23 protein-coding genes are annotated in these 25,211 nt (G+C 71.2%); 14 read left to right on the top strand and 9 right to left on the bottom strand.

Annotation, left to right across the window (positions count from 1 at the left end):
* Positions 1–174: 174 nt before the first annotated feature.
* Positions 175–711 (top strand): hypothetical protein, encoded by a 537-nt coding sequence (locus ACZ7HQ_RS24130; RefSeq protein ID WP_470993479.1) that lies wholly within the window; start codon positions 175–177, stop codon positions 709–711.
* Between the two features lie 110 nt (positions 712–821).
* Here the strand turns inward: ACZ7HQ_RS24130 and ACZ7HQ_RS24125 are convergent, their stop codons facing one another.
* Positions 822–1,940: a hypothetical protein gene (locus ACZ7HQ_RS24125; protein ID WP_470993476.1), complete on the bottom strand. Its 1,119-nt coding sequence runs from the start codon at positions 1,938–1,940 to the stop codon at positions 822–824.
* A gap of 152 nt (positions 1,941–2,092) precedes the next feature.
* On the opposite strand from ACZ7HQ_RS24125, the gene ACZ7HQ_RS24120 reads away from it, so the two are divergent.
* On the top strand, positions 2,093–3,247 hold the full coding sequence (locus ACZ7HQ_RS24120) for a cystathionine gamma-synthase (RefSeq protein ID WP_470993473.1): 1,155 nt from the start codon (positions 2,093–2,095) through the stop codon (positions 3,245–3,247).
* Positions 3,248–3,288: 41 nt separating this feature from the next.
* On the opposite strand, the gene ACZ7HQ_RS24115 is transcribed toward ACZ7HQ_RS24120, so the two are convergent.
* From ACZ7HQ_RS24115 to ACZ7HQ_RS24105, 3 genes are all read right to left on the bottom strand, one after another.
* Entirely contained in the window at positions 3,289–3,537 is a 249-nt protein-coding gene (locus tag ACZ7HQ_RS24115; RefSeq protein ID WP_470993470.1) for a hypothetical protein, read from the bottom strand.
* Positions 3,538–3,583: 46 nt separating this feature from the next.
* Positions 3,584–4,087, bottom strand: a complete 504-nt coding sequence (locus ACZ7HQ_RS24110) for a sigma factor-like helix-turn-helix DNA-binding protein (RefSeq protein WP_470993467.1) — start codon at positions 4,085–4,087, stop codon at positions 3,584–3,586.
* Between the two features lie 150 nt (positions 4,088–4,237).
* Positions 4,238–4,744, bottom strand: a complete 507-nt coding sequence (locus ACZ7HQ_RS24105) for a MarR family winged helix-turn-helix transcriptional regulator (protein ID WP_470993597.1) — start codon at positions 4,742–4,744, stop codon at positions 4,238–4,240.
* A gap of 162 nt (positions 4,745–4,906) precedes the next feature.
* On the opposite strand from ACZ7HQ_RS24105, the gene ilvA reads away from it, so the two are divergent.
* The 3 genes from ilvA to ACZ7HQ_RS24090 all read left to right on the top strand — a co-directional run bounded on the left by ilvA (position 4,907) and on the right by ACZ7HQ_RS24090 (position 8,226).
* The gene (ilvA, locus tag ACZ7HQ_RS24100) at positions 4,907–6,136 is read left to right on the top strand and encodes a threonine ammonia-lyase (RefSeq protein ID WP_470993464.1); all 1,230 of its coding nucleotides are present in this window, start codon (positions 4,907–4,909) and stop codon (positions 6,134–6,136) included.
* 252 nt (positions 6,137–6,388) lie between these two features.
* A complete protein-coding gene (locus ACZ7HQ_RS24095) occupies positions 6,389–7,372 on the top strand; it encodes an ATP-binding cassette domain-containing protein (RefSeq protein ID WP_470993461.1) in 984 nt (327 codons plus the stop codon).
* Positions 7,369–8,226 (top strand): ABC transporter permease, encoded by an 858-nt coding sequence (locus ACZ7HQ_RS24090; protein WP_470993458.1) that lies wholly within the window; start codon positions 7,369–7,371, stop codon positions 8,224–8,226. The genes ACZ7HQ_RS24095 and ACZ7HQ_RS24090 overlap by 4 nt, the downstream gene beginning before the upstream one ends.
* 81 nt (positions 8,227–8,307) lie before the next feature.
* On the opposite strand, the gene greA is transcribed toward ACZ7HQ_RS24090, so the two are convergent.
* Positions 8,308–8,808, bottom strand: coding sequence for a transcription elongation factor GreA (gene greA / locus ACZ7HQ_RS24085; RefSeq protein WP_470993455.1), 501 nt, complete (start codon positions 8,806–8,808; stop codon positions 8,308–8,310).
* 191 nt (positions 8,809–8,999) lie between these two features.
* Complete coding sequence (locus ACZ7HQ_RS24080; protein WP_470993452.1) at positions 9,000–9,398, bottom strand: DUF4307 domain-containing protein; 399 nt, start codon at positions 9,396–9,398, stop codon at positions 9,000–9,002.
* A gap of 116 nt (positions 9,399–9,514) precedes the next feature.
* Between ACZ7HQ_RS24080 and mca the strand changes: the two genes are divergently transcribed.
* Both mca and ACZ7HQ_RS24070 read left to right on the top strand, forming a co-directional pair.
* Positions 9,515–10,396: a mycothiol conjugate amidase Mca gene (gene mca, locus ACZ7HQ_RS24075; protein WP_470993449.1), complete on the top strand. Its 882-nt coding sequence runs from the start codon at positions 9,515–9,517 to the stop codon at positions 10,394–10,396.
* Positions 10,389–10,643: a hypothetical protein gene (locus ACZ7HQ_RS24070; protein ID WP_470993446.1), complete on the top strand. Its 255-nt coding sequence runs from the start codon at positions 10,389–10,391 to the stop codon at positions 10,641–10,643. Before mca ends, ACZ7HQ_RS24070 begins: the two co-directional genes overlap by 8 nt.
* Here ACZ7HQ_RS24070 and ACZ7HQ_RS24065 read toward each other — a convergent pair.
* Positions 10,629–13,853, bottom strand: coding sequence for a tetratricopeptide repeat protein (locus ACZ7HQ_RS24065; protein ID WP_470993443.1), 3,225 nt, complete (start codon positions 13,851–13,853; stop codon positions 10,629–10,631). The two genes, ACZ7HQ_RS24070 and ACZ7HQ_RS24065, sit on opposite strands and share 15 nt — an antisense overlap.
* Positions 13,854–14,396: 543 nt before the next feature.
* On the opposite strand from ACZ7HQ_RS24065, the gene ACZ7HQ_RS24060 reads away from it, so the two are divergent.
* Positions 14,397–14,639, top strand: a complete 243-nt coding sequence (locus ACZ7HQ_RS24060) for a hypothetical protein (protein ID WP_470993440.1) — start codon at positions 14,397–14,399, stop codon at positions 14,637–14,639.
* 253 nt (positions 14,640–14,892) lie between these two features.
* Here ACZ7HQ_RS24060 and ACZ7HQ_RS24055 read toward each other — a convergent pair whose 3' ends face one another.
* On the bottom strand, positions 14,893–15,291 hold the full coding sequence (locus ACZ7HQ_RS24055) for a hypothetical protein (RefSeq protein WP_470993437.1): 399 nt from the start codon (positions 15,289–15,291) through the stop codon (positions 14,893–14,895).
* A 132-nt stretch (positions 15,292–15,423) separates the two neighbouring features.
* On the opposite strand from ACZ7HQ_RS24055, the gene ACZ7HQ_RS24050 reads away from it, so the two are divergent.
* The 6 genes from ACZ7HQ_RS24050 (at position 15,424) to ACZ7HQ_RS24025 (ending at position 24,853) form a co-directional block, all read left to right on the top strand.
* On the top strand, positions 15,424–16,110 hold the full coding sequence (locus tag ACZ7HQ_RS24050; protein WP_470993434.1) for an ArsR/SmtB family transcription factor: 687 nt from the start codon (positions 15,424–15,426) through the stop codon (positions 16,108–16,110).
* Entirely contained in the window at positions 16,091–18,130 is a 2,040-nt protein-coding gene (locus ACZ7HQ_RS24045) for a thioredoxin domain-containing protein (protein ID WP_470993431.1), read from the top strand. Before ACZ7HQ_RS24050 ends, ACZ7HQ_RS24045 begins: the two co-directional genes overlap by 20 nt.
* Before the next feature lie 234 nt (positions 18,131–18,364).
* A complete protein-coding gene (locus ACZ7HQ_RS24040; RefSeq protein WP_470993428.1) occupies positions 18,365–19,633 on the top strand; it encodes a glycosyltransferase in 1,269 nt (422 codons plus the stop codon).
* Complete coding sequence (locus ACZ7HQ_RS24035) at positions 19,630–21,279, top strand: ArnT family glycosyltransferase (protein WP_470993425.1); 1,650 nt, start codon at positions 19,630–19,632, stop codon at positions 21,277–21,279. The genes ACZ7HQ_RS24040 and ACZ7HQ_RS24035 overlap by 4 nt, the downstream gene beginning before the upstream one ends.
* Complete coding sequence (locus ACZ7HQ_RS24030) at positions 21,276–22,451, top strand: glycosyltransferase (RefSeq protein WP_470993421.1); 1,176 nt, start codon at positions 21,276–21,278, stop codon at positions 22,449–22,451. Before ACZ7HQ_RS24035 ends, ACZ7HQ_RS24030 begins: the two co-directional genes overlap by 4 nt.
* Entirely contained in the window at positions 22,448–24,853 is a 2,406-nt protein-coding gene (locus ACZ7HQ_RS24025) for a galactose oxidase-like domain-containing protein (RefSeq protein WP_470993418.1), read from the top strand. Before ACZ7HQ_RS24030 ends, ACZ7HQ_RS24025 begins: the two co-directional genes overlap by 4 nt.
* Here ACZ7HQ_RS24025 and ACZ7HQ_RS24020 read toward each other — a convergent pair.
* Positions 24,840–25,184 carry a hypothetical protein gene (locus ACZ7HQ_RS24020; protein ID WP_470993415.1) on the bottom strand — a complete coding sequence of 115 codons (345 nt, stop codon included), beginning with the start codon at positions 25,182–25,184 and terminating at the stop codon, positions 24,840–24,842. The genes ACZ7HQ_RS24025 and ACZ7HQ_RS24020 overlap by 14 nt on opposite strands.
* Positions 25,185–25,211 lie beyond the last annotated feature (27 nt).

Raw genomic sequence — 25,211 nt, 5'->3', positions numbered from 1 at the left:
AAGCTCATATGGACTACGGCCCACGGGTCGTGGAGTTGCGCGACGGGGCGGTCGGGCATATTTCGAGACGCCCTGTCGCGGACAAATGCACAGAATTCGAATCATCGAATCGACTGGCGCGGGATCTCGCGAGGGCCAGACTCCGTACATCCTCAGAATCAAGGAGGAGCGCTCGTGATGCGAGTAGCCACTCGATCAACGACGCAGTCCCGGCGCGCACGCTGGGGAGCCCGGTTCCTGGGCGCCGGCCTGACGGCCGTAGTCGCAGTCGGCGTCGCCGCCAGCCCCGCCCTGGCGCTGCCGGGTCCGCCGAGCGGCGCGGGCGTGCAGCCCGCCGAAGTTCCCTTCCCCGGCGGGGACCCCGTGTGCCCCGCCGGATCGACCGCACTGCGGATCAACGAACCGTTCCACGAGGGGACGTCGGTCACCAACATCCCCGGTGACGGGACGCTCACCCTCACCATCCACGGCTCGGACAACCAGACGTTCGACTTCTCGATCACCGGCGCGACCGCTGCTCGCCAGGTCTTCGTCAAGGGCGGCCCGAACCAGAACCTCTACAACTACGACGCGGCCCACGGCTTCCCCAACGGCATCTCGTCCGACACCGCCCTCCACGCCCCCCCCGGCGCAGGCCCGAACGGCAGCCTGTTCTTCGGCCTCAGCCACATCGACTTCTGCCTGATCCCCAGCCCGTACAACGGCGGCTGACAGCGCCGGAAGGCGGGGCCCTGCACGGCCCCGGACTTCCGGATCTGGCCAAGGGGCGGTCCCCACGGACCGCCCCTTGGCCACGTCGTACGGCCGGGGCGTCCGCCGGCTCAGCCGGGGAGGGTGGCCGGGCTGCCGCCGTTCGCCTCGTAACCGCCCACGGCCAGGGCGCGGTAGACGGCGAACTCGGCGGCCGGGTCGGCGGACAGGGTCCAGGGCAGCGCGCCGATGTGCCCGTCGACGTGTATCAACTGGTGCATGGCCTCCTGCCAGCGCTCGGCGCGGACCAGGAAGAAGACCAGCAGATGGCGGACGTGCGCGAGCATCGGGTCGTCGGGGCGGGCCGAGTGCACCGCGTGCAGGGCGCCGTGCATCGCCTTGGTGACGACCTCGCTCTGGTAGAAGCTCGCCACCAGGTTCACCTCGGGGAGGTGCTCGAAGACCGCGAACAGGGGCAGCGCGGCGAGCAGCGAGCCCTGCGGGGCGCGCGCCGCGGCGGCCTCGGCGAAGGAGTACGCCTGCTCGCGGGAGCCGTGCCACTTCTCGCACCAGTAGTGCAGCGCGGCCAGATGGGCACCCATGTGATGCGGTGCACGGTCGAGAATCTTCAGCCACAGCTGGTCGAACTCCGCCTGGGAGTAGGCGAGTCCACGGGCGATGGACAGCTCGACGATGTACGGCACCGGGTCGCCGGGGGCCAGCAGGGCCGCCTGCCCGCACGCGTCCCGGGCCTCCTCCATGATGATCCGGAAGTCGTCCGTGCCCGGCGTCGACGTCCGCCAGGTCTGCTGCACCAGGAACTCGGCATAGACGGCGGCGCTGCCCGCGTCCTTGGGCTGCTCGGCGCGCCACACCCGCAGCCACTGGCCGCCCGGCGTCTCGTGCACCCCGCCGGGGCGCTGCTGCAGCTCCAGCGCGGCGGCGCCGGCGAAGGCCTGCACCCGCTGCCAGCGCTGCTCGTCCTCCGCCCCGGTGCCGGCCAGCAGCTGGGAGGCCGCACGATAGTCCTGGGTGCGCTGCACCAACTCCAGGACGTCCAGCAGATCCTGGTCCGGTCCGGGCATGCGCACGTCCAGCTCCTCCTGGCGCACGAAGCCGTAGGCCGCCGGGTCGGCGGCGTCCGGGTGCCCCGGGGGGACCTGCTCGATCACCCCGCGCCTGCGCCGCATGAGCGGGAGCAGCACGAAGCTCAGCATGAGCAGCGCCATCAGCAGCCAGAGAATCGCCATGCCCCAAGCGAACCAGACCCCGCCGGCAATTGGCCAACCCCCACCTCGGGCTGTGGAAAACTCCGGGCACGTGCATGACAGAGAGGCTCGGTCCGGTGGGGTCGAGCCTCGCGGGCGCCAGCATCCGCCCGAGCGCACTACGCTCGGTGCACATGAGCGACAGGCACATCAGTCAGCACTTCGAGACCCTCGCGATCCACGCGGGCAACACCGCGGATCCCCTCACCGGCGCGGTCGTCCCGCCCATCTACCAGGTCTCGACCTACAAGCAGGACGGCGTGGGCGGGCTGCGCGGCGGTTACGAGTACAGCCGCAGCGCCAACCCCACCCGCACCGCCCTCGAGGAGAACCTCGCCGCACTGGAGGGCGGCCGCCGCGGCCTCGCCTTCGCCTCCGGCCTGGCGGCCGAGGACACCCTGCTGCGTACGCTGCTCACCCCCGGCGACCACGTGGTGATCCCGAACGACGCCTACGGCGGCACCTTCCGGCTCTTCGCCAAGGTCGCCACACGTTGGGGTGTGGAGTGGTCGGTCGCCGACACCAGCGACCCGGCCGCCGTGCGGGCCGCGATCACCCCGAAGACCAAGGCCGTCTGGGTGGAGACCCCCTCCAACCCGCTGCTCGGCATCACCGACATCGCCGCCCTCGCTCAGGTCGCGCACGACGCGGGCGCGAAGCTCGTCGTCGACAACACCTTCGCCACGCCCTACCTCCAGCAGCCGCTGTCGCTCGGCGCGGACGTCGTCGTGCACTCCCTGACCAAGTACATGGGCGGTCACTCGGACGTGGTCGGCGGCGCGCTGATCGTCTCCGACCAGGGCCTCGGTGAGGAACTGGCCTACCACCAGAACGCGATGGGCGCCGTCGCCGGTCCCTTCGACTCCTGGCTGGTGCTGCGCGGCACCAAGACCCTCGCGGTGCGGATGGACCGGCACAGCGAGAACGCCACGAAGATCGCCGACATGCTGACCCGGCACGCGCGCGTGACCAGCGTCCTCTACCCGGGCCTGCCCGAGCACCCCGGCCACGAGGTCGCGGCGAAGCAGATGCGGGCGTTCGGCGGCATGGTGTCCTTCCGCGTCGAGGGCGGCGAGGAGGCCGCGGTCGAGGTGTGCAACCGGGCCAAGGTGTTCACCCTCGGAGAGTCGCTCGGCGGCGTCGAGTCCCTGATCGAGCACCCCGGCCGGATGACGCACGCGTCCGCGGCCGGTTCCGCACTGGAGGTCCCCGCCGACCTGGTGCGCCTGTCCGTGGGCATCGAGAACGTCGACGACCTGCTGGCAGACCTGCAGCAGGCCCTGGGCTAGCCGACAGGACAGCCGTCTCGGGGCCGGTTCCCGGGGCCGGCTCACCAGCCGGTGATCGGCGGAGTCGTCTGGGAGGGCGGCTCCGCCCACGGGTGCACGCGGGCCGCCCACACGCTGAACGCGACGGCCGCGGCGCAGGCCAGCAGCCACAGCACCCGGCGGACGAGCAGCCTCCGCCGCAGCAGGCGCTCGCCGCGGCGCACCGCCTCCGCGCACACGTCCGGCGGCACCGGCGCCGGAGCCTGCTCCATGATCTGCCGTGCGGCGGCCTCCCGCTCAACCCGGTTCACCACTCCCTCCCCCGGCAAGAGGGCTTCTGCTCCCCGCCCCGCCGCCTCACGACGGCACCACCTTCCGTCCCGCCGGGTGCGGAGCCGCAGGGCGGACCGGAAGGAGCAGGGTGGCGGTTGCGCGCTCGCAGATGATGCGGATGCGTTCCCTGGGGAGGCCCAGCAGGGCCGCTGCCTGTTCCTCGGCGACGCCTTCGTAGAGGCGCAGTACGAGGATCAGCCGCTCCTGCGGGGTGAGCGCGGCGAGCGGGCTGCGGGGATCCGGGCGGGCGCGGCCGAAGGAGACGTGACGGTGCCAGGTCGCGCGTGCGAACCGGGTGGCGAGGTACTGGCGGGCGCAGTCGTACGGGTCCTCGCCGTGCAGCCCGTCCCAGCGTGCGTAGGTGTGGGCGAACGCGCGTGTCAGAAGGCGCCGCGCGCGCGGGTTGGTGTGCGGTGCCTCCGCCGTGAGCAGGGTGGCGGCATGCAGCAGACGGCCGGCCGCGCCCGCGACGAACGCCTCGAACTCCCGGGCCCGGCGGGCACCTCGGGGCACCTGCCGATCACGCACCGCGCCTCCCCTTGAGGGGCCCTGCCCGGTACGGGACAGGTGAACCGCGTACGACGCAGGACCTGGTCTCATATGAGGCCAGTGGCGGCCCGGGGTCAAGACTCCGGAACCGACCGGTGCCCACGGGGGTCCGGCGGAGCCGGTCCGGTCTCAGGACGCCGGCGACTGTTCCGCCGGTGCGGGCCCCTGCACGGTCATCCGCGCGGAGAGCGCGCCGTTGAACCGGGTCAGGAGCGTGCAGAACTGCTCGCGCTCCTCCGGTGCCCAGTCGTGTGTCAGCTCTGCCATCAGCTGACGTCTGGAGGAGCGCACTTCCTCGAGCCGGGCGACCCCGCGCGGGGACAGCTGGAGGACCACGGCACGCCCGTCCTCGGGGTGCGAGGTGCGCTTGACGAGCCCGGTGTCGACCAGGGGAGCCACCTGCCGGGTGACCGTGGAGGAGTCGATGCCCATGCTCGCGGCGAGCGCCTTGACGCCCATCGGGCCTTCCTTGTCGAGCCGGTTGAGCAGCAGATACGCCGCGCGGTCCATGGAGTTGCGCACCTGCCCGACACCGCCGAGCCGGGTCTGTTCGGCGCGGCGGGCGAACACGGCCACCTCGTGCTGGAGGGTGTCGAGGAGACCGGTGTCACCGAAGGTCGTCATGTCCATCGACATTTCAGGTGTTGTGGGCATGGCCGGAGGCTCGCTTCATGAAGGGCTGCTGGGTTGGGGGACAGGGTACGCGGCCCGGCGCCAGGCCGTACCGGCGCTGCACAAACCGGTCTCGGAGCTTGGTCACACAAGTCGTGTACGAGCGTGAACTGCGATGCTGGAGGCATGAGCTACGGCATCGCTGACTCCCTGCGTTCCGTCACCCTCGACGATGTGCGCGGCGCCCAGAAGATGCTCTCGGGCGTATCACGGGTGACCGCCATGGAGGGCAGCCGGCACCTCTCCCAGCTGGTCGGTGCGCCGGTGCATCTGAAGTGCGAGAACCTCCAGCGCACCGGCTCCTTCAAGCTGCGCGGCGCCTATGTGCGGATCGCCGGCCTGCTGCCGGAGGAGCGGGCGGCCGGCGTGGTGGCCGCGAGCGCCGGCAACCACGCGCAGGGCGTGGCGCTGGCCTCTTCGCTGCTCGGGGTGCGCTCCACGGTGTTCATGCCGAAGGGCGCCCCGCTGCCGAAGGTCAGCGCGACCCGGGACTACGGCGCGGAGGTGCGCCTGTACGGCCAGGTGGTCGACGAGACGCTGCACGCCGCGCAGGAGTACGCCGCCGAGACGGGCGCGGTGTTCATCCACCCCTTCGACCATCCCGACGTCATCGCAGGTCAGGGCACGGTCGGCCTGGAGATACTGGAGCAGTGCCCTGAGGTGCGCACGATCGTCGTCGGTATCGGCGGCGGCGGGCTTGCGGCCGGCATCGCGGTGGCGGTGAAGGCGATCCGGCCGCAGGTCAGGATCGTCGGGGTGCAGGCGGAGGGCGCGGCGGCCTATCCGCCCTCGCTGGCGGCAGGGCACCCGGTGGCGGTGCGGGACCCGGCGACGATGGCCGACGGCATCAAGGTGGGCCGGCCGGGCATGGTGCCGTTCGGGATCATCCAGGACCTGGTCGACGAGGTGCGCACGGTCAGCGAGGACCAGTTGTCGGCCGCGCTGCTGCTGTGCCTGGAGCGGGCCAAGCTGGTCGTGGAGCCGGCCGGGGCGAGCCCTGTCGCGGCGCTGCTGGCGGCGCCGGACGCCTTCGAGGGCCCGGTCGTCGCGGTGCTCTCCGGCGGGAACGTGGACCCGGTGCTGATGCAGCGCGTGCTGCGGCACGGTATGGCCGCGCAGGGCCGCTACCTGGCCGTCCGGCTCCGCCTGACGGACCGCCCGGGTGCCCTCGCCACGCTTCTCGGGGTGCTGTCGGCGGTCGACGCCAACGTCCTCGACGTGAGTCACGTACGCACCGACCCGCGGCTCGGCCTCACGGAGGTGGAGGTGGAGCTGCACTTGGAGACGAAGGGCCCGGCCCACTGCGTCGAGGTCGGCCAGGCCCTCCGAGACGCGGGGTACACGGTCATCGGCTGACGCCGAGCACGACTCGCCATCCGCCCCGCCGCTCTCGCCTCGCCGCCCGTCCCGCCATCCGTCCGGGTGAAGTGCGTTGTAGGACGCGATACATCGCGTTATGGTGTGGGGGTGGTCGCCGTTCCGCCCTGCCGTACCGGGAAAAGGGCGGGCGTAACAGGGCGATCAAACCTAGCCTTTGCGAAGAATCCCGCTCAGAAGTCAGAAGAACGAGAAGTCCCGACCGACATCCCCGATGACGTGGAGACTGACATGCCAGGCGCCATCCATGCCGAAGGCCTGGTCAAGACCTTCGGCGACGTAAGGGCCCTCGACGGCGTAGACCTGGACGTGCCCGAGGGGACGGTCCTCGGCCTCCTCGGACCGAACGGCGCCGGTAAGACGACGACCGTCCGCTGCCTGACGACCCTGCTGCGCCCCGACAGCGGCACGGCCGTCGTCGCGGGAGTGGACGTGCTCAAGCACCCCGACGCCGTGCGCCGCTCCATCGGCCTGTCCGGCCAGTTCGCGGCGGTCGACGAGTACCTGACCGGCCGGGAGAACCTGCAGATGGTCGGGCAGCTGTACCAGATGAGGGCCAGGGCGGCCAGGCAGCGCGCATCGGAACTGCTGGAGCAGTTCAACCTCGCGGACGCCGCCGACCGTCCCGCCAAGACCTACTCCGGGGGCATGCGCCGCCGGCTCGACCTCGCCGCGGCGCTCGTGGTCTCGCCGCCGGTGATGTTCATGGACGAGCCGACCACCGGTCTCGACCCGCGCAACCGCCAGCAGCTGTGGGAGGTCATCAAACAGCTCGTCTCCGGTGGTACGACCCTGCTGCTCACCACGCAGTACCTGGAGGAGGCGGACCACCTCGCCCACGAGATCGCGGTGGTCGACCACGGCCGCGTCATCGCCAAGGGCACCTCCGACCAGCTCAAGGCCCGCACCGGCGGCGAACGCGTCGAGGTCGTGGTGCACGAGCGCGACCGCATCACGACCGCCGCCGAGGTGCTGGGCGGCTTCGGCAAGGGTGACGTCACGGTCGAGGAGCACACCCGCAAGCTCACGGTCCCCGTCACCGGCGGCGCCAAGCTGCTCGCCGAGGTCATCCGCGAGCTGGACACCCGCGGGATCGAGATAGACGACATCGGGCTGCGCCGCCCCACCCTCGACGACGTCTTCCTGTCGCTGACGGGACACGTGGCCGAGGCAGCCGGCCAGGACGAGGCGAACGGCAAGGAGGCCGTCAAGTGAGCGCCGTCAGCGAAACCGTGCGGGTGGCACCGCCCGGGAACCCCGTCAGCCGGTCCGTCCGCGACTCGATGGTGGTGGCCAAGCGCAACCTCATCCGCATGTCCCGGATCCCCGAGATGATCATCTACGGGCTGATCCAGCCCATCATGTTCGTGGTGCTGTTCAGCTACGTCTTCGGCGGTTCCATGCAGATCGGCGGCAGCGCCAGCCCCGTCGACTACAAGAACTTCCTCATGGCGGGGATCTTCGCGCAGACCGTCACGTTCGCCACCGCCAGCTCCGGCGCCGGCATCGCCGACGACATGCACAAGGGGCTCATCGACCGTTTCCGTTCCCTGCCGATGGCGCGCGGCGCGGTGCTGACCGGGCGGACGCTCGCCGACCTGGTGCAGACGGCCGTGACGCTGGTCGTGCTCGCCGTCGTCGCCCTGCTGGTCGGCTGGCGCGTCGGCTCCGACGGCGACACCAACGTCGGCAAGGTGCTCGCCGCCTTCGGCCTGCTGCTCCTGCTCGGCTACGCGTTCACCTGGATCGGCGCCCTGATCGGCATGTCGGTCCGCACCCCCGAGGCGGCGACCTCCAGCGGACTGATCTGGCTGTTCCCGGTCACCTTCATCTCCAACGCCTTCGTGGACCCCGGCCACATGACCCCATGGCTGCGGCACATCGCGGAGTGGAACCCCTTCAGCGCCACCGCGCAGGCCTGCCGCGTGCTCTTCGCCAACCCCGGCCGGTCCGCCTCGCACGCCTGGCCCATGGAGCACCCGGTCTGGGCCTCGCTGATCTACTCGATACTGATCATCGCCGTGTTCCGTACGCTCGCGGTCCGCAAGTACCGCTCGGCCACCGCCTGACGGCTCCGGACACGGCGAAGCCCCCGGTGTCCGCCGGGATCCGGCGGACACCGGGGGCTCAAGGTCCCCTCGAGGTGTGGATCAGCCCGAGTACGGCTCGGCCTTGAGGATCGTCACCGAGGCCTTCTTGCCGTTCGGCAGTTCGTACTCCGCGTCCTCGCCCACCTTGTGGCCGATGACCCCCGTGCCGAGCGGGGACTGCGGGGAGTACGTCTCGATGTCGGCGCTCGCGTACTCGCGGGAGGCGAGCAGGAACGTCAGCGTGTCGTCCTCGTCACCGTCGAAGGCGATCGTGACGACCATGCCGGGCGCGACGGCACCGTCGGCGGAGACCGGAGCCTCGCCCACCTTGGCGCTCTCGAGAAGCTGGGTCAGCTGCCGCACACGCAGCTCCTGCTTGCCCTGCTCCTCCTTGGCCGCGTGGTACCCGCCGTTCTCGCGCAGGTCGCCCTCCTCGCGCGCTGCGGCGATCTTGGCGGCGATCTCCGTGCGCGCAGGACCAGTAAGGTACTCAAGCTCGTCCTTGAGCTTGTTGTACGCCTCCTGGGTCAGCCAGGTGACGTTCTCGCTGGTCTGGGTCACAGGGTGCTCCTCGTCGGTACTGGGAATACAAAGCATCGCCCTACCCAGAAGAATGTTCCCTCTCGGATGGGCGAAACCACGAGCCTAACAATTCAAGGCCGGAAGGGGGAGGACATAAGCCATCAGAATCACATCAACGCAGGTCAGCGTGTACGTATTCCGGGTGACGGCCGGGGGGTGTCCGGCCTGCGTCAGCCGTTGTGGCAGCCGAGCAGCTCGGCCGTCGTGCCCTTCGCCGTCGTACGCAGCGTGACGACCTGGTCGATGCGCGTGGCCGGCCCGGTGAACCGGAAGTCGGCCCGGCCCACCTCGGAGCCGTCCGCCGCCTGGGAGCGCAGGGTGCAGTAGCCCGAGGTGCCGGAGTCCTTGTGGACCTCCAGATGCACCTTGACCGCGCTGTCCGTGGCGTCGAAGGTGATCACCTGGGCGCTGATCCGGCTCTCCACGACGTAGTGGTAGGCGAAGTAACCGACCAGTACGAGCAGGGCCGCGCCGAGCACCGCACCGGCGACCCTGAGCTTGCGGTCGGCACGCTCGTCCGAGGACCGGCCGTAGCGGCCCTCGGGCAGCCGCGTGCTTGCCGTACTCATGATCGTCCTCTCGGCAGGAACCGGACCCGGAATTATTCGCCCCCCGATTCCGTCACTATAGAAGCCGCCGATCGCACCCGGAGCCACGGGGGCGCCGAGTTACCGAGGATTGAGTCTTGACTGACCAGTTGCGACTGATGGCCGTTCACGCGCACCCCGACGACGAGTCGAGCAAGGGCGCGGCCACCATGGCGAAGTACGTGTCCGAGGGGGTGGACGTGCTGGTGGTGACCTGCACCGGCGGAGAGCGCGGCTCCATCCTCAATCCGAAGCTGCAGGGCGACACGTACATCGAGGAGCACATCCACGAGGTACGCAAGAAGGAGATGGACGAGGCTCGCGAGATCCTCGGCGTCAAGCAGGAGTGGCTCGGCTTCGTCGACTCGGGGCTGCCCGAGGGCGACCCCCTGCCGCCGCTGCCCGAGGGCTGCTTCGCCCTGGAGGACGTCGACAAGGCGGCCGGTGAGCTGGTGCGCCAGATCCGCTCCTTCCGCCCGCAGGTGATCACCACCTACGACGAGAACGGCGGTTACCCGCACCCCGACCACATCATGACCCACAAGATCTCCATGGTGGCGTTCGAGGGCGCGGCGGACACCGAGAAGTACCCGGAGGCCGAGTTCGGCCCGGCCTACCAGCCGCAGAAGCTGTACTACAACCAGGGCTTCAACCGCCCCCGCACCGAAGCGCTCCACCAGGCGTTGCTGGAGCGCGGCATGGAGTCGCCGTACGGGGACTGGCTCAAGCGGTGGAAGGAGTTCGAGCGGGTCGAGCGCACGCTGACCACGCACATTCCGTGCGCGGACTTCTTCGAGATCCGCGACAAGGCGCTGATCGCGCACGCCACGCAGATCGACCCCGACGGCGGCTGGTTCAAGGTGCCGATGGAGCTGCAGAAGGAGGTCTGGCCGACGGAGGAGTACGAGCTCGCGAAGTCCCTCGTCGACACCTCCCTCCCCGAGGACGACCTCTTCGCGGGCATCCGGGACAATGCCTGACATGAGCGCAAGCGTGAGCCTGGCAGTGACGCACCTCGTCCCCCTCGCCAAGGAGGTCGACGAGAACAAGGTCACCCCCGGTGTCCTCGGTTTCATCGTCTTCGCGGTGATGGCCCTGGCGGTGTGGGGCCTGATGAAGTCGATGAGCAAGCACATGCGGAAGGTCGACTTCAAGGAGGCGGAGCCCTCCGGCGAGGAGACCGGCAAGGGCCAGGCCTCCGGCCAGGTCACGTCACAGCAGGGCTGAGCCTTCCCCCCGTGGGGCCGCCACCGTCACGCCCATCACCTCCCGGGCGTGACGGTCCGGAGTCATGCGCAGACGCCAGGCCTGCCAGCCGTCCTCCAGGCTGACCCCGCGTTCCAGCAGCAGGGCGTACGCCCGGACGTAGTCGGTGAGCTTCTCGTCCCGCAGGGCGTGGTCGGCACGGGCCAGCTGGGCCAGCTCCTCCTGGGCGACCGCCGTGCCCACCTCCACTCCGCCCGGCGCCGCGTACGGCAGCAGGGTGCAGCGCAGGAAGCGGGCCCAGTCCTCGCCGCGCCGGTCGCCGTAGGAGGCGAACAGGTCCAGCGCCTCGTCGCACAGGGCGAGCGCCGGCTGCGTACGGGCGTTGCCCGCGTCGACCACCGCCAGCTCCAGGCAGGTCCACGCCTCGCCGTGGGCGACGCCGATGCGCTGGAAGTCGGCGCGGGCGTCCACGAGGAGCTGCCGGGCGAAGCCGGAGTTGCGCAGCGAGCCGGTCTGCGCGGCCCGCTGGTCGCGGGTGACCCGGGCCGAGTGGTGCCGGGCACAGGCCAGGCCGTAGACGTCCCGCATCCGGGAGAACATGGTGCGGGACCGTTCCAGATCGCGCACCGCCGGATCCAGCTCACCGGTCTCCTCCAGCGCCTGGCCCAGGTAGTAGAGCGTCCATGCCTCGCCACGCGCGTCCTCGTTCTCCCGGTGCCGGGCGGCGGCCTGCCTGAGCCCCTCGACGGCCGGTGAGGCATCCCCGTCGACCAGGCGTGCCCGGGCCAGCTGGGTCAGCGCCCACGCCTCGCCCCGCGCGTCGTGCGTCCGGCCGTACCGCTCCAGGGCGGCCCGCAGCTCGGACTCCGCACGCGGCGCGTCCCCCAGCCGCAGGGCCAGCTGGCCGAGCTGGAAGTGCGCCCAGGCCTCGCCGTGCACCGAGCCGCCCTCGCGGTGCAGGACCAGGGAGCGGGTGAGCAGCTCCAGCGCCTCGGCCAGCCGGGCCCGGTCGCGCTGGACGGCGGCCAGGGCGTGCATCGTCCAGGCCCGGTCCGTCGAGAGCTCCGGCGCCGCCTGCAGATCCAGGGCCTCCTGCAGCCTGGCGGCGGCCTCCACGAGGTTGCCCTGGTGGTGCAGGGTGATCCCGAGGGAGCACAGGGCGCGGGCCGCGCCCGCGTCGTGGTGTGCCTCCCGGTACAGGTCCACCACCGAGGTCAGCGTGGTGCGCGCCCTGTCCAGCTCACCCAGCTGCCGGGCCGCGATACCGGTGCGCCACTGCACCGAGCGCACCAGCAGCCCCTGGTCCACGGCCTGCGCCAGCTCGCTGATCTCGCCGAGCCGGTACAGGTCGCCGCGCAGCAGGCAGTAGTCGCACAGCGCGCCCAGCAGGTTCAGCACCGCCGACTGGTTCACGCCCTCCGCGTGCCGCAGGGCCGCCGTGATGAAGCTGGACTCGTCGTCCAGCCAGCGCAGCGCCTCGTCCAGCGAGGTGAAGCCGTGCGAGCCGAACTGGTGCGACCGCGTCGACATGTTCCCGTCGACCAGCCGCAGCACCGAGTCGGCCAGCTCGGCGTAGTTCACGATCAGCCGCTCCTGCGCCGCCGTGCGCTCGGCCGGGTCCTCCTCGTCCAGCAGCCGGGCCTGGGCGTAGGCACGCACCAGGTCGTGCAGCCGGTAGCGGTTGCCGCGCACATGGTCGAGGAGGCCGGCCCCGGTGAGGTCGACGAGGTGACGGGTGGCCTCCGCCTCGTCCGTGGCGAGCAGGGCGGCGGCCGCCGCGGCACCGAGCGAGGCACGCCCCGCGAGCGCGAGTCTGCGCAGCAGCCGGCGCGCGGGCTCCGGCTGGTCGGTGTAGCGCAGCCACAGGGCACGTTCCACCGGTTCCACCGGGCCGTACGCGCCCAGGTCCGCGGCCAGTTGCCGGGGCGAGCGCGGTCCGAGCGCGGAGCCCGCGATCCTGAGCGCCAGCGGCAGCCCACCGCACAGGTCCCGGATCCGGTCGGCGGACTCGGCGTCGTACGGACCCGACGCGTCCTCGGCGACGGCGCCCAGCAGTTCCTCGGCGCCCGCCGCGTCCAGCGGCTCGAGCGGCAGGTGGTGCACCCAGGCCGGCAGGTCGGCGGGCAGGTCGAGCGCGGTGCGTGCGGTGACCAGGATCAGACTGTCGGAGCGCTCGGGCACCAGGGCGCACACCTGCTCCGGGTCCGAGGCGTCGTCCAGCACGATCGTCACCGGCAGCCCGGTCAGATGCCGGTGGTACAGCTCGCCGAGCCGCTTGACCCGCTGGTCGGGTGAGGAACGCTCCCGGAACAGCAACTGCTCGCGCGGTGCCCCCAGCCGGTTGAGCAGATGCAGCAGGGCGTCCCGGGTCGACAGCGGCGCCTCCTCGCGCCTGCCGCCCCGCAGGTCCACGACCACCGCGCCGCGGAAGTGGTCCCGCAGGTCATGTGCCGCACGCACCGCGAGCGTGGTCCGGCCGGAGCCGGGGTCGCCGTGCAGCACGACCACGGTCGGCCGGGTCTCCGTGGCCGCCCGGGCGGCCTGCGCCCACTGCCGGATCCGCGCCAGCTCCGCCCGGCGCCCCGCGAACGGGCCCGCCGCGTCCGGGAGTTGCCCGAAGGACTGCTCCAGCACCGTGCGCCGGCGGGCCGCCGCGCTCTTGTCCGCACCGCGCAGTGTGGGGCCGCCGGTCTTCTTCGGGCCGGTGGAGGCGCTGATCACCCGCTGCTGGTCGAGGAACGGACGGATACCGCGCACCTCCAGCGCGGTCAGCCACTGCAGCCGCAGTTGCTCCGGCCCGCCGGGCTGGCCGGCCGCGCCCGCGTGGTGGTGCGCGGCGGGCACATGGGCCCCGGCCGCCTTCACCACGGAGGCGGCGGCACCGACCACGCCCGCGGCGACGCCCGCGCCGACGGCCGTACCCGTACCGGTGCCGAGCGACAGGTCGGCCACGGCGGCGGCCACCGCGGCAACGGCCGCCACCAGTAAGGCGGTTCCGGCGCCCTGGCGGGCGTACCGCTGCCCGAAGGTCAGCCGGCCCGCCTCGGCCTCGTCCAGGGCGCGGGTGTAGGTCTCGTACTCCTCACCGGCCGCCCCCGCCATCGCGTCCAGCGCACCGCGCGCCCGGGACAGCAGCACCTGCCCGTCGATCCGCCCGCCCGAGCGCCGGACCTCCTCCTCGACTGCCCGTACCAGCAGCCGTTCGGCCTCCGCGCGATGCCCGTCCCGCATGTCCCGTCCCCCTCCGGCGTCAACTCGCTTGCGTATGAGTGTCCTTCGCGGGGGACGGGATGGCGAGGGGTCGACGATCAGCGGGTGGGTGAGGGTTTGGTGCCGGATTCTCGCGGCTGTGCGGCGGCAGACGATCCCTCGTGTCGTCCGCGTGGAGAACGCTGCTCGCCGGGACGGACGGTCTCGGCACCCCCTGCCCTGGAAGCTGCTCCACGCGTCCCATATCTTCCCGGCCGGATGGTCTGCACGCGCTCACCCTCACGGGTGACGGCGAGGGGCGTGACCCATTCGACCGGCGCGTGTTCAACACAGCGCGCGTGTCAGCCAGTTGCGGCTATGAGTCCCTCCCTCGGGGGCGCGCGGTCCTGGGCCGTTGAGGACATGGGCACCGTCACCCGATCAGTGGCCGCGCCGCACATGCTCACCCCCCGACAGGCCGTGAATCACGGTCAGCCGAGGCCGCCGTATCCGGATCTGAGGGGGTCTCACCCGCTCGGATGCGCTCGGCGGGCAACTGGTTGCGGGGGTGTGCATGGTGAGTGCATGAACAGCACACCTCACCCCAAGAAGACCGTTTCCTGGATTCCGCGAGCATTCGCGGTGAGCGCCGCCGTGGGCATCGCCTGTGCGGCGGGGGTGGCAACCGCCACGTCCGCCGTGGCCGCGACGCCCGCCACGCACGTCGTCACCAAGGCCGTCCCGGCCTATGGCCACGGCGGCGGGGACGGGGGCGAGCACTTCCAGTGCGGCAACGGCCTCCTCGACCTGCTCAACTTCTGCAACTGACCGACGACCGGCGGTAGTTCCCGTCCGCCAACGACACAACCACACATGGAAGAAGTCCACCCGATCCGCTCCCAGGGCGGTCAGGAACAGGGGCAGGATCCCTCTCCTGACCGCCCTGCCGACCACCACCGAACGCCCGCGCCCACGGCGCGCAGGAAAGAGAACCGCCGTTGAGCGAGGCCGGCTTGCACCAGCGAGGCGGGCGCACCGGCCGAGCCCGTCCCCGCGCGTGCGCGCTCATCTCAGCGGGTGCTCACCGGTCCTCGCCCCTCGGATGCCGCCAGATACGCCCGTTGGATATCGCCAGATACACGCACGCACCCGCCAGCCCCGCCTCCGCCACCGCGCACAGCGCCGCCTCGGCCAGCGGAGCGCCCCCGCCCGCCGTCGTTATGTCGAACCAGGCGTCCAGCACCGCCACCGACGCCGTCGCCGAGGCGGTCAGACGGGCCCTGGTGTCACCGCGCAGGCCGAGCAGGGCCGTTGCCGCGCAGCCCGCCGCCATGAGGACGTCGAGACCGATCCAGGCCAGCGGCCAGTTGTCCACCTCGGTGCTGCCCGGCAGGGTCCGGGCCAGCACCACCGTCCACGGCACCAGCAGGACCGCCGCCGCACCCAGCAGAACCAAGGGCCACTTCCTCCGTGCGCTCACGTCCTTCCCCTCCGCGTCATTTCCGACTCCTCCACCCTGACGGCCTCCACCGTAGACCGCAGAGAAAATTCTGCAAAGAAAAGTCGGCAGACCTCAGGGGCTTCTCAGGGTTCTCAGGGTTACCGTGGCCGCATGACCGACGGCATGCCCGAGATGACCAGCCTGGAGCGCACCGCCCTCTACAAGTCCCTCGGCAACCCCCTGCGCCGCCGGATCCTCGAGTACCTCGGCCGGCACGGCGAGGCGAACTCCACCGTCCTCGCCCGCGAGCTCGGCGAGAGCTCCGGCACCACCAGCTACCACCTGCGCAAACTCGCCGAGCAGCGGCTCATCGAGGAGATCCCGGAGAAATCCGGCGGGCGCGAGCGCTGGTGGCGGTCGCTGCCCTTCCGGCACACCACGCCGGACCCCGCCACGATGACCCCGGAGGAGTACGAGGCGGCCGCCCAGCTCGCCCACCTCAAGATCGAGTTCGACACCGCCCTCTACCGTCGCGCCCACCACGAGTACCGCGGCCCCGAGGGCTGGGCCCAGGTCCAGCGCCACGGCACCTGGCTGACCAGGGCGGAACTGCTCGACTTCATGCGCGAGTACCACGCGCTCCTCGACCGCTACGGCCATCCACGCGAGGAGGCCCCGGACGGGGCCCGCCCGGTACTGATGCGTTTCTATGCCGTACCCGAGCCGGACCGCGACGCCGCTCCCGAGCCGGGGGGCCACGCCGCTCCCGGGCCGGGGGGCCACGCCGCCCCCGGGCCGGACCGGCACGCCGCCCCGGAGCCCGTGGGAGAGTGGAACGGTGAACCGACTGGCCCATGAGACGTCCCCGTATCTGCTCCAGCACGCCGACAACCCCGTCGACTGGTGGCCCTGGTCGGCCGAGGCCTTCGACGAGGCCCGCAGGGCCGGAAAACCCGTACTGCTGAGCGTCGGGTATTCGAGCTGCCACTGGTGTCACGTCATGGCTCACGAGTCCTTCGAGGACCGGGCCACCGCCGACTACCTCAACGAGCACTTCGTCAGCATCAAAGTCGACCGCGAGGAGCGCCCCGACGTCGACGCCGTCTACATGGAGGCCGTACAGGCGGCCACCGGTCAGGGTGGCTGGCCCATGACCGTGTTCCTCACCCCGGACGCCGAACCCTTCTACTTCGGCACCTACTTCCCGCCCGCGCCCCGCCACGGCATGCCCTCCTTCCGGCAGGTGCTGGAAGGGGTGCGGCAGGCCTGGGACACCCGGCGCGACGAGGTCTCCGAGGTCGCCGGGAAGATCGTCCGCGATCTCGCCCAGCGCGAGCTCAGCCACCAGGCCCCCCGGCCGCCCGGTGAACAGGAACTCGCGCAGGGCCTCCTCGGGCTCACCCGCGAGTACGACCCGCAGCGCGGCGGTTTCGGCGGGGCGCCGAAGTTCCCGCCGTCCATGGTGCTGGAGTTCCTGCTCCGGCACCACGCGCGCACCGGCGCCGAGGGCGCGCTGCAGATGGCCCAGGACACCTGCGAGCGGATGGCCCGGGGCGGGATCTACGACCAGCTGGGTGGCGGGTTCGCCCGCTATTCCGTCGATCGCGACTGGGTCGTACCGCACTTCGAGAAGATGCTGTACGACAACGCCCTGCTCTGCCGGGTGTACGCCCACCTCTGGCGGGCCACGGGGTCCGAGCTCGCCCGGCGCGTCGCGCTGGAGACCGCCGACTTCCTGGTGCGGGAGATGCGCACGGACGAGGGCGGCTTCGCCTCCGCGCTCGACGCCGACAGCGACGACGGAACGGGACGGCATGTCGAGGGCGCGTACTACGTGTGGACGCCCGAGCGGCTGCGCGCCGTCCTCGGTGACGCCGACGGCGACCTCGCCGCCCAGTACTTCGGCGTGACCGAGGAGGGCACCTTCGAGCACGGTCTGTCCGTGCTCCAACTGCCGCAGGGCGACAGCGTCTTCGACGCCGGGAAGATCGCCTCCATCCGGGAGCGGCTCCTCGCCGAGCGCGCCGAACGCCCCGCACCCGGCCGGGACGACAAGGTCGTCACCGCCTGGAACGGCCTCGCGGTCGCCGCACTCGCCGAGACCGGCGCCTACTTCGACCGGCCCGACCTGATCGAGGCGGCCCTGGGCGCCGCCGACCTCCTCGTGCGGGTGCACCTCGACGAGCACGCCCGCCTCGCCCGAACCAGCAAGGACGGCCGCGTCGGCCCCAACGCCGGTGTGCTGGAGGACTACGCCGACGTCGCCGAGGGCTTCCTGGCGCTCGCGTCCGTGACGGGCGAGGGTGTCTGGCTCGACTTCGCCGGGCTGCTCCTCGGTCATGTGCTCACCCGCTTCACCGACCCGGACAGCGGCGCGCTCTACGACACCGCGTCCGACGCCGAGCGGCTCATCCGCCGGCCGCAGGACCCCACCGACAACGCGGCACCGTCGGGCTGGACGGCCGCGGCCGGCGCCCTGCTGTCGTACGGCGCGCACACCGGGTCCGAGTCGCACCGAGCCGCCGCCGAGCGGGCGTTGGGGGTCGTGAAGACCCTCGGGCCGCGCGTGCCCCGGTTCATCGGCTGGGGGCTCGCCGTCGCCGAGGCCCTCCTCGACGGGCCCAGGGAGGTCGCCGTCGTCGGACCGGGACCCGACCTGGCGGACGAGGGGACGGCGGCCCTGCACCGTACGGCACTTCTGGGGACAGCCCCGGGTGCGGTGGTCGCGGTCGGTGCCGCGGACAGTGACGAGTTCCCGCTCCTCGCCGGCCGTCCGCTGGTGGACGGAGAGCCGGCGGCGTACGTCTGCCGTCACTTCACCTGTGACGCGCCGACGACCGGTCCGGAGCGGCTGCGGGCTGTGCTCAACAGTCACTGACAGTCCCGGAAAGGCCGCTGAACTGGGCGAACGCCAGGGACCGACAAAGGGTGAACTGTCCGAATGTGAGCAGGTGTTCGGATAGCTCCCGCTACCCGCACCACCTCCCGAAACAGGCTATTTATCGGAACGGCTCACGCGCTTCACACTTCCCCCCTAGTCTCTCCACAGCGACGCGACGGCATGACAAACCGCCGTGCGCACAGGGGGTATTGGGGATCTGGGGGGATCTTTTTGCTCACGTCTGTCTTCATCGGCGCCGTCTCACTGGCCCTGTTCTGGATGGCCGCCTTCACCCTGTGGTGGCAGATGCACGCGTGGCGCACGCCCGAGGTGCTGGCCTCCACCCGGTTCGGCAGACCGGACGGCGGTGAACACCTGTCGTTCTCCCTGCTGTTGCCCGCGCGGCACGAGCAGGCGGTGCTGGACCACACCATCCAGCGGTTACTGGAGTCCGCGCACACCGACTTCGAGATCATCGTCATCGTCGGGCACGACGACCCGGAGACCACGGCCGTCGCCGAACAGGCCGCCGCCCGGGACCCGCGCGTCCGGGTCGTCGTCGACACCCACGAGAAGAAGAACAAACCGAAGGCCATGAACACGGCGCTGCCGCACTGCCGCGGTGACGTCGTCGGGGTCTTCGACGCCGAGGACCAGGTCCATCCGGAGCTGCTCGCGCACGTCGACCACGCCTTCCGCACCACGCGGGCGGACGTCGTCCAGGGCGGGGTCCAGCTCATCAACTTCCACTCCAGCTGGTACAGCCTGCGCAACTGCCTGGAGTACTTCTTCTGGTTCCGCTCCCGGCTGCACCTGCACGCCCAGAAGGGGTTCATCCCGCTCGGCGGGAACACCGTCTTCGTACGGACCGACGTCCTCAGGGAAGCGGACGGCTGGGACCCCGACTGCCTCGCGGAGGACTGCGACCTGGGGGTGCGGCTGTCCAGCGTCGGCAAGAAGGTCGTCGTCGCCTACGACTCCGACATGGTCACCCGCGAGGAGACCCCCGGCTCGCTGATGTCGCTGCTCAAGCAGCGCACCCGGTGGAACCAGGGCTTCCTGCAGGTGTACCGGAAGCGGGACTGGAAGCAACTGCCCGCGTTCGGGCAGCGGCTGCTCGCCCGGTACACGCTGATGACGCCGTTCCTGCAGGCCTTCTCCGGCGTGGTCATCCCGCTCAACGCGGCCGTCGCGCTGTTCCTGGACGTGCCCGTCGGGGTCGCCTTCCTCACCTTCCTGCCGCTGGTCACGGCCGCCGTCACCTTCGTCTTCGAGGTGGTCGGGCTGCACGACTTCGGCAAGCAGTACGGCCTGAAGGTCCGCTTCGTCCACTACGTGAAGCTCATCGTGGGCGGCCCCTTCTACCAGGTCCTCCTCGCGGGTGCCGCGATCCGTGCCGTGTGGCGCGAGCAACGCGGCCGTAACGACTGGGAGTTGACCACGCACGTCGGCGCGCACCTCACCGCGGCCGAGCCCCATCGAGAGGACGTTCCTGCGTGACCTCCACACTGCCCGCGGTGACCGCAGCGAAGGTCCCCGCGCAACGCCGAGCTGTGCCCACCACCCGTTCGACCAGTCGAACGTCGCCGCCCCGACTCCGCTCCTCCCGCCCCGACCTGGTGCTCTGCGGTGTCCTGCTCGCGGTGATCCTCGTCGTCCAGGGCTGGAACATCGCCGACTACCCCACCCTCAGCGACGACGAGGGCACCTATCTCGCCCAGGCCTGGGCCGTCCAGCAGGGCCGGGGCCTGGCCCACTACACCTACTGGTACGACCATCCGCCGCTCGGCTGGATCCAGATAGCCCTGCTCAGCTGGATCCCCTCGGCGATCAGCCCCGGCGCCATGACCGTCGGCACCATGCGGCTGGTCATGCTGCTGGTCAGCGGCGTCAGCGCGGTCCTCGTCTACGTCCTCGGGCGCCGGCTCTCGCTGCCCCGCTGGGCCGCCGGACTCGGCATGGCCCTGTTCGGGCTCTCCCCGCTCGCGGTCGTCCTCAACCGGGAGATCTTCCTGGACAACATCGCCGTGATGTGGCTGCTGCTGGCGTTCTGCCTCGCCGCCTCGCCCAGCCGCCACCTCTGGCACCACTTCGGCGCGGGCCTCGCCGCCGCCGCGGGCGTCCTCACCAAGGAGACGATGCTCGTCGTCCTGCCCGCCCTGTTCGTCACCATGTGGCGGCACAGCCACCGCGACACCCGTAAGTTCGCCCTCACCGGAGCCGTCACCGCCTGCGCCCTGATCGGCTTCTCGTACCCGCTGTTCGCCCTGCTCAAGGGCGAGCTGCTGCCCGGCGCCGGACACGTGTCCCTGTGGGACGGCATCACGTACCAGATGTCCAGGCCCGGTTCCGGCTTCATCCTCGACCCCGGCTCCGGCTCGTACGGCGTCCTGCACTCCTGGCTGTACTACGACCGCGTGCTGCCCCTCGGCGGCCTCGCCGGCGCCCTGCTCCTGCTGCTCACCTGGCGCTGGTCGGTCACCGCCCGCGCCCTCGCCGGGCCCGCCCTCACGGTCGCCGTCCTCGCCGCGGTCGCCCTGCGGCCCAGCGGCTATCTGCCCGCCATGTACGTCATCGGCGCGCTGCCCTTCCTGGCCCTGGTCCTGGCCGGCGGTGCCGCCTCGGTCGCGCAGGCGGTCATCAGCAGATGGCGCAAGGAGAACGAGCGCCGGTACGTCACCGGCGGCCGGTACGCGCTCGCCGCCACCCTCGCGCTCGCCGCCGGCGCCTACGTCGTACCGCACTGGTACGACGGCGACCGCACCGCCGTCACCGCCGACGCCAACCGGCCCTACCGGCAGGCGTCCCACTGGCTGGGCACGAAGGTCACGGACCCGGGGGGCACCCGGGTCCTCGTCGACGACGCCCTCTGGCTGGACCTCGTACACGCCGGCTACCGGCCCGGGCTCGGCGCCATCTGGTTCTACAAGGCAGACCTCGACCCGGCCGTCACCCGGGCCCTGCCGCACGGCTGGCGGGACATCGACTACGTCGTCGCCTCACCGACCGTCCGCCGCGACGCCAAGGACCTGCCGAACGTCAGGGCCGCCATCCAGCACTCCACGCCGGTCGCCACCTTCGGCACCGGGCCCGACCGCATCGAGATCCGGCAGATCGGCACGGCGGCCGCGGGAGGCACCCGATGAGCAGTCACGAGTACACCGCCCCCATACCCGGCCTCGACGCCGTCGAGGTCCCCGAACCGGGTGCCGTCACCGTCGTCGTACCGACCTTCAACGAGTCGGCGAACATCCGGCAGCTGCTGCACCGGATCACCGAGTCGGTGCCCGCGCGGCTGCCCTGCGAGGTCGTCTTCGTGGACGACTCCACCGACGACACCCCCGACGTGATCCGCGAGGCCGCCCGGGACTGCCCGTTCCCGGTGGCCCAGCTGCACCGCGCGGAACCCGTCGGCGGGCTCGGCGGGGCGGTGGTCGAGGGGCTGAGGGCGGCTACCTCGGAGTGGATCGTCGTCATGGACGGCGACTGCCAGCATCCGCCGTCCCTGATACCCGAGTTGGTCGCCACCGGCGAGCGGGCGAACGCCGGGCTCGTCGTCGCCTCCCGGTACATCGAGGGCGGCAGCCGGGCCGGGCTCGCCGGCGGCTACCGGGTGGCCGTCTCGCGCGGCGCCACCTGGCTCACCAAGGCGCTCTTCCCGCGCAGGCTGCACGGCATCAGCGACCCGATGAGCGGCTTCTTCGCCATCCGGCGCAGCGCGGTCACCGCCGAGGTGCTGAAGCCCCTCGGTTACAAGATCCTGCTGGAGCTGGCCGTCCGCAGCCGCCCCCGCCGCATCGCCGAGGTGCCGTTCGTCTTCCAGGACCGGTTCGCCGGCGAGTCCAAGTCCACCGCCCAGGAGGGCTTCCGCTTCCTGCGCCACCTGGCCGGCCTGCGCGCCGCGTCCCCGGTGGCCCGCATGGTGGGCTTCGGGCTGATCGGGGCGAGCGGTTTCGTACCGGACCTCCTGGGCCTGTCCGTCCTCACCGCCCTCGGGATGCACTACCTGCCCGCCGAGATCCTCGCCAACCAGTTCGGCGTCGCCTGGAACTTCCTGCTCATCGAGCACCTGCTGTTCCGCGACCGGCGCGCCCACCGCCGCTGGTGGGACCGGCTCGGCCGGTTCGCGCTGCTGGCCAACGCCGACCTGGTGCTGCGCATCCCGCTGATCGCCCTTCTCGTCGGCCGGTTCGGCATGGGGGCGCTGGCCGCCACCGCGCTCGCGCTGGTCATGACGTTCGTCCTGCGCTTCGTCGGGACCGAGGCGCTGGTCTATCTCCCCCGCCGCCGGGGGAACCGAGCAAGGAGAGCCGTGTGAGCAGTAAGTACCGCAGGCGGACCGCACTGGCCGGGGTGGGCGCCCTGACCGCCGGTCTGCTCCTGGCCGCGCCGCAGAGCGCCGAGGCCGCCAACCTGATCAAGAACCCCGGCTTCGAGACGGCCGGCAGCGGCGACATGCCGTACTGCTGGGAGAAGGCGGGCTGGGGTGACAACGACTTCACCTACGAGACCACCTCCGACGCGCACTCCGGCACGAAGGCGATGAAGGTCACCCTGACCCGCCGGGTCGACGGCGACCGGAAGGCGATGCTCACCGAGTCCACCGACTGCGCGCCCGGTGTGAGCGTCGGCAAGCAGTACGACCTGGGGCTCTGGTACAAGACCACGACCCCGGACGCGAACGTCACCCTCTTCCGGCACGACGCCACGACCGGCTGGCAGTACTGGACCGACGTCAAGACCCTCGACATGGCGTCCACCTGGACCCAGGCCACGGTCCGCACCCCCGAGGTCCCGGCCGGCACCGACCGCATCACCTGGGGTGTCTCCGTCTACGGCACCGGCTCGGCGACCACGGACGACTACACCATGGCGCAGGTCCCCGACGCGTTGCCGCCCGCCCAGTGCACGGGTACCGGCGACCAGTGCGCCAAAGGCAGTTGGTCGGTGCTGCCGACGCAGAACCCGGTCCGCTCGATGCACTCCGTCGTCCTCAACAACGGCAAGGTGCTGCTGATCGCCGGCTCGGGCAACAGCGAGGACGCCTTCAACGCGGGCACGTTCACGTCCGCGGTGTACGACCCGGCGAACGGCACCTACAAGGTCATCCCGACGCCGAAGGACATGTTCTGCGCGGGCCATGTGCAGCTCCAGGACGGCCGGGTGCTGGTCCTGAGCGGCAACAAGGCGTACCCGGTGGCGGGCGGACACGGCTACGAGGGGTTCAAGGACTCGTACATCTTCGACCCGAAGACCGAGACCTACACCAGGACCAACGACCTCAACGACGGCCACTGGTACCCGTCGGCCACCGAGCTGGGCAACGGTGACGTCATCACCTTCGGCGGGCTGCGCGAGGACTCCACGGGCTCGGTGACCGCCGACCGCTGGTCGGACAAGGACCAGCAGTGGCTGCCGGCCTGGAAGGTCAACCAGACCTGGTCCTTCTGGGGCCTGTACCCGGCGATGGTGCTGATGCAGGACGGCCGCCTCTTCTACACGGGCAGCCATGTCTTCGGCAACAACATCCCCGGCACCGGCTCGGCGATCTACGACTACGACGCCAACACGATCACCCAGATCCCGGGACTGCAGAACAAGGACGAACGCGACCAGTCGGCGAGTGTGCTGCTGCCCCCGGCGCAGGACCAGAGGGTGCTGACCATCGGCGGCGGCAACATCGACTCCAACCCGGACGCGAACCGGCTGACCGACGTGATCGACCTCAAGCAGGCCAACCCGTCGTACGTCGCCGGGCCGCCGATCCCCCAGGGCACGGTCGACCTCGCGGGCGGCAGGGTCGCGGAGACCGGCAACCAGGGCAAGATGTACGTCTCAGCCGTGCTGCTGCCCGACGGCAAGGTGCTGGAGACGGGCGGCGCCCTGCACAACCGGGCCAACTCGGTCCATGAATCGTCGGTCTACGACCCCGGGACCAACACCTTCGCCCCGGTGAACGCCGACCCCGAGTCCCGCGGTTACCACTCCTCGGCGTTCCTGCTGCCCGACGGCCGGGTGATGGCCACCGGCGACAACCCGGGCAACGGCAGCTGGAACCACAACGTGTCCATCTACACCCCGCCCTACCTGTACAAGGGCACGCGGCCGACGATCACCTCGGTGATCAACCAGGAGTGGAAGTACGGCGACACCCAGCGGATCACGGTCGACCACCCCATCGCCAAGGCCGAGCTGATCCGCCCCGCCGCGGTCACCCACTCCTCCGACCCCAACCAGCGTTTCGTCGACCTGCCGCTGTCGGTGGACGGCAACAACGTCGACCTGAACGTGACGAACAACCCGAACATCGCGCCGCCCGGCTGGTACATGCTCTTCGCGGTCGACGCCAACGGGGTGCCCTCGGTGGCCAAGTGGGTGCACCTGACGGGCCCGGCGGCGCTCAGCCCCACCACCGCGTCACCGCACATCCACGCCTTCGCCGACGACCTGTCCGGCAAGGAGTCCGGCCCGGGCCAGAAGCGCACCTCGCAGGCGGTCAGCCCGACGATCTCCGGCTGCGACCGGCACTACGGTTCGGTCAACGTGTGTGTGCCGACGGTCTTCCCGGCCGGCGTGAAGAAGACGGCGGCGGCGCGCTGCACCTGGCTCGGGCAGAACCACTACGGCCGTCTGAAGGTCAACGGCGGCGACGACCCGCTGGGGCTGGACCGGAACCGGGACGGGGTGGCGTGCGGGAAGGGGGACGTCAGGCGCCGCTGAGGATCAGCGCGCCCAGGGTGAGCTGAGCACCCCACTGCACGAACACGGTCCAGAGCCTGGCGTACGTCCACCGGGCTCTGGGCCACACCAGTGCCGTGACACCGGTGAGGAGCGCCAGCCAGAAGGCGCCGTAGAGGGCCGGGCCGGGGATCGTCGAGCACTGCTCGCCGTACTCCAGGCACTTGCTGCCGCGCTCACCGGAGAGCACGACGATCCAGCACAGGACGACGATCGGCAGGAGCGAGACCAGTCCGGCGACGGCCCAGCCGGAGATGAAGCGGTCCTTCTGCTGCGGGGTGAGCGTCCCCGGCTGCGGAGTCGTGGTGTTCATGACCCCATCCCACCGCGCCGGCCGGGC

Source organism: Streptomyces sp. NPDC037290 (assembly GCF_055603245.1).
The sequence above is the reverse complement of the archived record's forward strand: the minus strand, read 5'-3'. Positions and strand labels throughout refer to the sequence as shown.